This window comes from Streptomyces hyderabadensis, assembly GCF_020404845.1.
Taxonomy (GTDB): Bacteria; Actinomycetota; Actinomycetes; order Streptomycetales; family Streptomycetaceae; genus Streptomyces; species Streptomyces hyderabadensis.
Map to the genome: position 1 here is coordinate 63,291 of NZ_JAIOJZ010000041.1, position 8,359 is coordinate 71,649.

Annotated in this window: 9 protein-coding genes; 5 read left to right on the plus strand and 4 right to left on the minus strand. The window is 72.2% G+C overall.

Annotation, left to right across the window (positions count from 1 at the left end; translation table 11 throughout):
* Window positions 1-75: 75 nt before the first annotated feature.
* The 3 genes from K7854_RS26970 to K7854_RS26980 are packed head-to-tail and all read right to left on the minus strand — an operon-like array spanning window position 76 to window position 2,895.
* Window positions 76-1,086 (minus strand): ABC transporter substrate-binding protein, encoded by a 1,011-nt coding sequence (locus K7854_RS26970; protein ID WP_226029137.1) that lies wholly within the window; start codon window positions 1,084-1,086, stop codon window positions 76-78.
* Window positions 1,087-1,100: 14 nt separating this feature from the next.
* Window positions 1,101-1,874 carry an ABC transporter ATP-binding protein gene (locus K7854_RS26975; RefSeq protein ID WP_226029138.1) on the minus strand — a complete coding sequence of 258 codons (774 nt, stop codon included), beginning with the start codon at window positions 1,872-1,874 and terminating at the stop codon, window positions 1,101-1,103.
* A gap of 1 nt (window position 1,875) precedes the next feature.
* Window positions 1,876-2,895 carry a FecCD family ABC transporter permease gene (locus K7854_RS26980; protein ID WP_308112572.1) on the minus strand — a complete coding sequence of 340 codons (1,020 nt, stop codon included), beginning with the start codon at window positions 2,893-2,895 and terminating at the stop codon, window positions 1,876-1,878.
* A 423-nt stretch (window positions 2,896-3,318) separates the two neighbouring features.
* Between K7854_RS26980 and K7854_RS26985 the strand changes: the two genes are divergently transcribed.
* The 3 genes from K7854_RS26985 to K7854_RS26995 all read left to right on the plus strand — a co-directional run bounded on the left by K7854_RS26985 (window position 3,319) and on the right by K7854_RS26995 (window position 5,796).
* Entirely contained in the window at window positions 3,319-4,602 is a 1,284-nt protein-coding gene (locus K7854_RS26985; RefSeq protein ID WP_226029139.1) for an MFS transporter, read from the plus strand.
* Between the two features lie 40 nt (window positions 4,603-4,642).
* The gene (locus K7854_RS26990) at window positions 4,643-5,431 is read left to right on the plus strand and encodes a TauD/TfdA family dioxygenase (protein ID WP_226029140.1); all 789 of its coding nucleotides are present in this window, start codon (window positions 4,643-4,645) and stop codon (window positions 5,429-5,431) included.
* Window positions 5,432-5,556: 125 nt separating this feature from the next.
* Window positions 5,557-5,796: a hypothetical protein gene (locus K7854_RS26995; RefSeq protein WP_226029141.1), complete on the plus strand. Its 240-nt coding sequence runs from the start codon at window positions 5,557-5,559 to the stop codon at window positions 5,794-5,796.
* Between the two features lie 52 nt (window positions 5,797-5,848).
* Here the strand turns inward: K7854_RS26995 and K7854_RS27000 are convergent, their stop codons facing one another.
* On the minus strand, window positions 5,849-6,346 hold the full coding sequence (locus tag K7854_RS27000; protein ID WP_226029142.1) for a MarR family winged helix-turn-helix transcriptional regulator: 498 nt from the start codon (window positions 6,344-6,346) through the stop codon (window positions 5,849-5,851).
* 103 nt (window positions 6,347-6,449) lie between these two features.
* Between K7854_RS27000 and K7854_RS27005 the strand changes: the two genes are divergently transcribed.
* A complete protein-coding gene (locus K7854_RS27005; protein WP_226029143.1) occupies window positions 6,450-7,541 on the plus strand; it encodes an alkene reductase in 1,092 nt (363 codons plus the stop codon).
* Window positions 7,542-7,583: 42 nt separating this feature from the next.
* On the plus strand, window positions 7,584-8,345 hold the full coding sequence (locus K7854_RS27010) for an NADP-dependent oxidoreductase (RefSeq protein ID WP_226029144.1): 762 nt from the start codon (window positions 7,584-7,586) through the stop codon (window positions 8,343-8,345).
* The last annotated feature ends 14 nt before the right edge of the window (window positions 8,346-8,359 follow it).

Consider the following 8,359-nt stretch of genomic DNA (forward strand, 5'->3'; position numbering starts at 1 on the left):
GGCGCGCGACCACGCCGGACAACGGCCTGTCCGGCGGCGTTCGCGCCTGCCCGGCAGGCCGTGGCGTGCAGGACGTCAGCCCTTGAGTTCACGCAGGTAGGTGGCGAACTTCTCCAGGCCGTCGATGTTGCGGGGACCGCTGATGCCCTCGTTGTAGTCGAGAACGAAGAAGTTGTTCTTCTTCACGGCCGGGAGTTCCCTGGTGTGCGGGGACTTCTTCAGGAAGTCGATCTTCTTCTCGGCGGGCAGGTCGCCGTAGTCGAGGATGATGACGACTTCGGGCTCGCTCTCGGCCACGGATTCCCAGTTGACCTGGGTCCAGCGCTCGTCGAGGCCGTCGAAGACGTTCCTGCCGCCCGCGGTCTTGATGATGTCGTTGGGCGGCACCTGGTTGCCCGCGGTGAACGGCTGGTCGGTGCCGGAGTCGTAGAGGAAGACGGGCACCGGATCGCCGTCCGGGGCCTTCGCCTCGACGTCCGCCACGCGCTTCTTCAATCCGTCGACGACTTCGGTGGCCTTCTGCTCGACCCGGAAGATCCTGCCCAGCCGTTCGAGGTCGGTGTACAGGGCTTCGAAGGGGCTCATCTTCTCGGGGAAACCCGGGTAGTTGAAGCAGCTCTCGGTGTGCATGAAGCTCTGGATGCCGAGCTTGTCCAGGATCTCGGGCGTGATGCCCCGCTCGTCCTTGAAGCCGGAGTTCCAGCCGGCCACCACGAAGTCGGACTTGGCCTCGACCACGACCTCCTTGTTCAGGAGGTCGTCGCTCAGCATCTTCACCTTCGCGTACTCGGAGGCCCACGGGGACTCGGTCACCGGCGGGTTCGCGGGCGGCATCACATAGCCGTGCACATGCTCGGTCAGACCGAGGGCGAACAGCTTGTCCGCGCTGCCGCCTTCATAGGCGACGGCCCGCTCGGGCACCGTGTACTCGACCGGTTCACCGCACCGCTTGACGGTGACGGTGGCGGAGTCCTCGGCGTCCGATTCGACCTCGGCACCACACCCGCTGAGCGCCAGGGCCGCCGCCAGGGCGGAGCCGAGCGCGGCAGGCCGGCGGACCAGCGTGAGACATCGGGTTGTACGCATGCGTGAGCAGCCTTTCAGCGGGTGGAGTCGAGCGAGTACAGGAGTTGGGGATCGCCCGTCAGCGGGTGCGGGACGACGCTGGCCTTGACGCCGAAGACGTCGGCAACGAGGTCTGTCGTCAGCACGTCCGCAGGCGCACCGGAGGCGACCAGGCGGCCTTGGGAGAGCACGCCGAGCCGGTCGCAGGCCGCGGCGGCGAGGTTGAGGTCGTGCAGGACGACCAGGACGGTGAGCCCGGAGGCACGCAGCAGTGCGAGCAGGTCGACCTGGTGGCGGACGTCCAGGTGGTTGGTCGGCTCGTCGAGGACGAGGATCTCCGGTTCCTGCACGAGCGCCCGGGCCAGCAGGACGCGCTGGCGCTCACCGCCCGACAGCGTCAGGACGCCCCGGTGCGCGAGGTGCCGGATGTCGAGCTGGTCCATCGCCCGCTCGCACAGGTCGCGTTCCCGGCCGCTGAGGGCCTGGTTGCCGCGCAGGTGGGGGGCGCGTCCGAGCGCGACGACCTCCTCGACCGTGAAGTCGAAGTCGACGCCGCCGTCCTGGGTCATGGCGGCGATGGTCCGCGCGCTGTGGCGCAGCGGGAGCCGGGTCAGGTCCTGTTCGCCCACCCGGACGGTGCCTGAGCTGGGGCGCAGCGCCCGGTACACGCACCGCAGCGCGGTGGACTTGCCGCTTCCGTTGGGCCCCACGAGGCCCACGACCCGACCGGCCGGCACTTCCAGGGACAGGTCGCGCACGAGGCTCTTGCCGTCCGTCACCACGGAGAGTCCGTCGAGTTCGAGGTCCATGTCAGCGCCCTCCGAAGGTGTAGCCCCTGCGACGCATCAGGGCGATGAAGACCGGCACTCCCACGAGCGCGGTGATGACCCCGAGCGGCAGCTCGCGCGGGGCCACCAGGGTTCTCGCCGCCAGGTCGACCCACACCATGAAGATCGCTCCGACCAGTGGGGCCACGGCGAGCACGCGGGCGTGCGGGGCACCGACGACCATCCGCACCACGTGCGGCATGACGAGTCCGACGAAGGCGATGGCACCGCTGACGGCGACCATGACGCCCGTGACCAGTGAGACGAGCACCAGCAGCACCTTGCGGTGGCGGTCGGGGTCGAAGCCGAGGCTCGCGGCGGTCTCGTCGCCGAGGGAGAGGACGTCCAGTGTCCGCCCGTACCGGTACAGGACCGCCAGTCCGGCCAGCACCACGGCGGCGACGACGGGCAGCGCGCCCCAGGTCGCGGCCCCGAAGCTGCCCATGGTCCAGTACAGGACCATGCTCGTCGCCTCGCTGTCCGGCGCGAAATAGATGATCAGGCTCATGACAGCCTGGAAACCCAGCGACATGGCCACGCCCGTCAGCACGAGGCGCAGCGGGGACAGCGCACCCCGGCTGGAGGAAGCGGCATACACCAGAAGCGAGGCGACCAGCGCACCGGCGAAGGCGCCGACGGAGACGGCGTGGATGCCGAGGACCGCGAGCCCCCCGGTGACCGTGACCCCGACGGCACCTACGGAGGCACCCGAGGAGACCCCGAGGACGAAGGGGTCGGCCAAGGCGTTGCGCACCATGGCCTGGATCGCCACACCGACCGCGCTCAGCCCGGCCCCCACCAGTGCCGCCAGCAGCACGCGCGGCGTCCGGATCTGCCAGATGATCTGATAGGTCGTCACCTCGCCGGACCGGATGCGCCCTCCACTGAGTGCCGCCCACAGATGGTGCGCGGTCTCGCCCGGGGGGACCACGGCGGGCCCGAGGCCGATGGCGACGACGACGGACGCCAGCAGCACGGCGGCCAGCACCGCGCAGCCGAGCAGCAGTACCTTGCGAGACGCGAGTCGGGCTCGCACGCCGCCCGCGGACCGGGGCGCCGACGCCTCGGCCGGACCGGCCGCGCCCGCGCGGGACGAGATCCCAGGACCCGCGGGCGGAGGCTTGTGCGGTACCTTCACTTCTTCCCCTCGCCGATAAAGACCATGGTCACCCACGGGAACCCGACACGCCGCCCGGCCCGACAGGCAGCCCGGAGCGGGTGGTGACACACGGCCGCCCCACCTTCGCCGGGGGCGGCCGACGACACTCTAATGGAAATGATTATCACTGCGATAGTGTGTCGCCCGCGCCGTGCTGCCCGTCGTGTGCCACGGCCGATCCCGCCACACAACCGCGCTACGGAACAGGGACGTTGCAGCCGGATCGGATCCGGTCCGTCGCCGCCAACAGGACAGGAGCAATTCCTCGTGCCCACTCCCGCCGCCACTCCCGCCGCCGCCCAGTCCCCGCCCTCCCAGCAGCGTTCGATCCTGCTCGACCTCCCCTTCCTCCGGCTCTGGACGGGGGCCACTTCATCGGGCCTGGCCACCTGGGCGCTGCCCTTCGTCCTCGGCCTCGCCGTGCTGGACCGGACACTGACCGCCGCCGATCTCGGCCTGCTGCTCGCGGCGCGCACCGTCGGATTCCTTGCCGCCGTGCCCGTGGCCGGCGTGCTGGCCGACCGGCACTCCCGCCGGGGGGTCGTGCTGTGGGCCGGTCTGACCGCCGGAGCCGCGGCACCCGTGATCGCCGCCGGGCTGGACCGCTCGGTGCTGCTGATGGCGACCGCCGCCGCGATCGCGGGAGCCGGCCAGGGCGCCTGCCGGCCCGCCTACCAGGCCCTCACGGCCGAAGTGGTCGGCGCCGAGCACCGGCAGCAGGCCAATGCGGCCATGACGCTGTCGGTCCGGGTCACCACGCTCGTGGGCCCCTCCCTGGCCGCACTGCTCGCCGTCTTCCTCGACACCTGGGCGCTGCTGATGGGCATCGGGCTGCTCTGGGTCGTCGCCGCATGCGTCCCGGGCCGCGGCGGACGTCCGGCGGCCACCGGCGACCCGTCGGCACCCTCGCCAGGAGCAGGCGGTACGTCGTTCGTGGCGGAGTTCACCGAGGGCGTACGGGAAGCACGGAGGCACCCGTGGTTCCTCGCCGGTCTGGGCGCGCTGACGGCAGTCATAGCCACCGGTTACTCGGCGACCGGTGTGGCGCTGCCCCTGGTCAGCAGGGACGCGTACGGCTCCGAGGTGGTCCTCGCGGGCGCGATGACCGCCTACACCGCCGGTGCGCTCACCGGCGCCCTGCTCATCGCCCGTTGGCGTCCCCGCTCCCCCGGCTGGGCCGCACTCGCCGGGCTCGCCTCCTACGGCCTCGCGCCGCTGAGCCTCGTCGTTCCGGTGCACCCGGTCGTCGTGATGGCCGCCTACGCCGTCGCGGGCGCCGGCATCGAACTGTTCAACGTGCCGTGGTTCACCGCCGCCCAGCGCGAGGTCGCTCCCGACAAGCTGGCCCGCGTCTCCTCCCTGGACTTCCTCCTCTCGTACGGTCTGGCCCCGCTCGGACTCGCTCTCATCGCGCCGGCCATCGACGCCTTCGGCGCCAGGGCCGTCCTCGTGGGCTGCGCGATCGTGTGCTTCGCGGCCCCGGCCGTCGCCGCCCTCACCCCCAGCGCCCGGACCTTCTCCCGCCCGCCCGCGCGCAACGACACTCCCTGACAGCCACGACGTACCGCCCCTGTCGGGGCAGCCTGAAGTCATGCACGCTTCCACTCAGACCCGCCGGACCCACCCCGCCTCCGGCCCGGGCATCACCCCCGGCCGCGTCCCGCACGGAGACGCCGGCGAGGCACGCGAACTGCTCGCCCGCGACGGAGCGGTGGTCCTCACCGGCCACGAGAACACGCCCGACGCCCTGGTGGTCGCCGCGGCCCAGGTCGTCGGCGACCGACTCCGCGAGCTGTACCCGCTGCGGGTCCGCACCTCGCGCTCGGGCAGCCCCGTCCACCTGCACGCCGACAGCTTCGACCTCGTCGTCGACATCGGCGGAGTCCCCCACCGCAGGCGCCACCCGGACGAGGACCACGTCCTCGTCCAGTGCGCTCGGCCGGCACCCGAGGGAGGCGACTCCTTCGCGCTGGACGCGTACGCCTTCGTCGACGGCCTCGCCACCACCGACCCCGCGCTGCACACCTTCCTCACCGGCACCGACGTCGACCTGTACGGCGCCTGGGCGGACGTGCGCGGGCTGCCGGCCGTCCCCAGGATCGGACGACACGTCGAGTTCACCCGTACCGGACGCCGCGTCGTACGCCGCACGGACGGAGCGGTGCCGCTCCACCGCGACCCCGACGGCGACAACGTCCGCGCCCAGCTCGCCCGCCTGACCGACGCCGTGCACGACATCGAACCGTCCCTCCCCCGCTTCCGGCTCGACGAGGGCGACATCCTGGTGCTGGACAACTACCGCTGCTGGCACGGCCGCGACGGACACACCGGGGAGCGCACCGTCCGCATCCTCACCTCGCGCAGCGCCGACGCGGACTGAGAGTTCGCGAGTGGTTGGTGGTGATCACCGTGCAGGAGACGCTGCAGGGCTTCGGGACCACGGACGTGTACGAGCCGCCGCTGCTGGCCGGACGAGGAGCTGGCTGCCTGCGCCGTCGGTGACGTGTGCCTCGTGGGCAGGCGCGCGGACGGCTGGGTGCCCACGCTGAGCTGGACTCACCGGCTGCCGTCACCGAGGCGAACCGGCGCATCGACGACGCCGCGTTCGCGGCCGGCCGCGAACCGGCCGCGAACCGCCGCGTACTGAACATCGGGCCGGGCCTCGTCCACCCCGAGGCGCCGGCCGAGCTGGGTCAGGTGCCCGGCATCGACATGTTCGTCCTGATGAGCGACGACCCCGGCTGATCCGCCGGTACGGCACGGAGATCGCGCCCGCCGCGCGCGAGTTGCTCGGCGCTCAGTGGCCGGCCTCCGTGAGCACGGACTCCAGCAGGCCGAGGTTCGCCAGGATCTCGGCCTGCCGGGCCGGGTCGAGGCCGGTGGTGGTCAGCCGCTCCAGTTCCGCCCAGGCGTCGACGACCTTGGCGCGCAGCGCCAGGCTGGCCTCCGTGGCCTCGACGATCACCGCCCGCCGGTCATCGGGGGAGGCGCTGCGGCGGACGAGGCCGGACTTCTCCAGCCGGGCGATGCTGCGCGCCATCGTCGGAGCGTCCGTCTCGACCGCCGCGACCAGGTCGACCTGCCGCTGCGGGCCGTGGTCCCACAGGGCCATCAGGATGAGTTCCTGTCCCGTGTGCAGGCCGGTCTCCCGCAGCAGCCGGCCCGCGAGTGCCCGGTGGAGCCGGGCCACACGGAAGATCGCGTGGCTGACCGGGCCCGCCCCGGTGGGCGTGACCTGTTCCGTCGATCCCGTCGATCCCGTCGGTTCCGTCGGTTCTGTCGGCTGTTCTCGCATGCCGTGAGGGTACTCCGAAAAAAGTTGTCCGGCTAAGGAATGCGGTCTACGCTTTAGTTGTTCGGCTAAGTATCCGACCGTTCCGAGACTCGGGAGAGCAACCATGTCCACCGCTTTCGACCCCACCACCGCGGGAAACCTGAAGCTGCGCAACCGCATCGTCATGGCCCCGATGACCCGCAGCCGCGCCGACGGCACGCTGCCCACCGCCGACACGGCGACTTACTACGCGCAGCGGGCCGGCGCCGGCCTGGTCATCACCGAGGGCGTCCAGCCCTCCGTGATCGGGCAGGGCTACCCCGCCACGCCCGGCCTGCACTCGGCCGAGCAGGTAGCGGCATGGCGCCAGGTCACCGGGGCCGTGCACGCGGCGGGCGGCACGATCGTCGCCCAGCTCATGCACACCGGCCGCATCGGCCACCCGAGCACGACCGAGGCCGCCGGACACGGCCCGCTCACCCCGGTCGGCCCCTCGCCGGTGAAGGCGGCGGGACAGATCTTCACGCCGACCGGCCCGCAGGACCACGTCGTCCCCGACGAACTGACGGAGGCGCAGATCGCCGAGACGATCGCCGACTTCGCCGCCGCGGCCCGGGGCGCCGTCGACGCCGGGTTCGACGGCGTCGAGATCCACGGCGCGAACGGCTACCTGCTCCACCAGTTCCTGGCCACCAACGCCAACCTGCGCACCGACCGCTGGGGCGGCTCGCCGGAGAACCGGATGCGGCTGACCCTGGAGGTGACCCGGGCCGTCGCGGCGGCGATCGGCGCCGAGCGCACCGGTATCCGGCTCTCCCCGGCCAACGGCCTGGGCGACACCGTCGAAGCCGACCACGCCACGCTCTACCCGCGCCTGGTCGCCCAGCTCGACACCCTCCGCCTCGCCTACCTCCACCTGGTCGAGGCCGGGGCCCCCGCCCTGACGCCCGAGCTGCGGGCAGCATGGTCGGGCACGTTCATCCTCAACCCCGCGGACGCGGACACCGCCGGACAGTCCGGCCGGCTCGGCCTGGTCGCCGACGGGAAGGCCGACGCCGTCTCCTTCGCCCGGCTGTTCATCTCCAACCCCGACCTGGTCACCCGCCTCGCGACCGGTGCCGCGCTCGCCGAGCCCGACCTGAGCCTGGCCTACGGCGGCGACCGGCACGGCTACACCGACTACCCGACGCTCGACGGCACCCTGCCGGCGCTCTGAACCGCCACCCCGCCGAGCACCCCCACAGGAAGGAACACCACCATGCGCGCCTACACCCTGAACACCTACGGACCCGACGGAATGACCCTGACCGATGTGGCCCAACCTCAGGTCGGCCCGGGACAGGTCAAGGTCCGCGTCGAGCAGATCGCCGTCAACCCGCTCGACTGGAAGATCCGCAACGGCTACCTCGCCGAGATGCTTCCGCTGCCGCTGCCCGTCGTCATCGGCAGTGACATCGCCGGCACCGTACTGGAGGTCGGCGACGGCGTCGACGACCTCACCGCCGGTGACCCGGTGGCCGGCTTCGCTGACTCGGGCGCCTTCGCCGCCGTCGCGGTCACCCGCCGCGAGCGCCTGACGAAGCTGCCCGGCGGACTCGACCCCCGGCTCGCGGCAGCCCTCGTCACCTCCGCCGAGACCGCCCAGCGCGTGATCGGCCTGCTCGACCCGGCTCCGGCGTCCACCCTCGTGGTCAACGGCGCCGCCGGGGCCGTCGGCAGCGCCGTCACCCAGCTCCTGGTCGCCGCGGGCCACCGCGTGATCGGCACGGCGAGCACCGCCAACCACGACTACCTGCGGCGCCTGGGCGCCGTACCGGCCGGCTACGGCGACACCATGCCCGCCGAGCTGCGCACCGCCGCCCCGGACGGCATCGACGGCGCCGTCGACACCGCCGGACAGGACTTCGTCGCCCGCGTCGACGGCCTGGTCCGCGCCGACCGCATCGTGACGATCGTCGACTTCGCGGCCGGCGCCCGGGGCGCGATCGCCAAGGCAGCACCTTCCCACGACACTGCGTAGGCATGCGGTGTCCC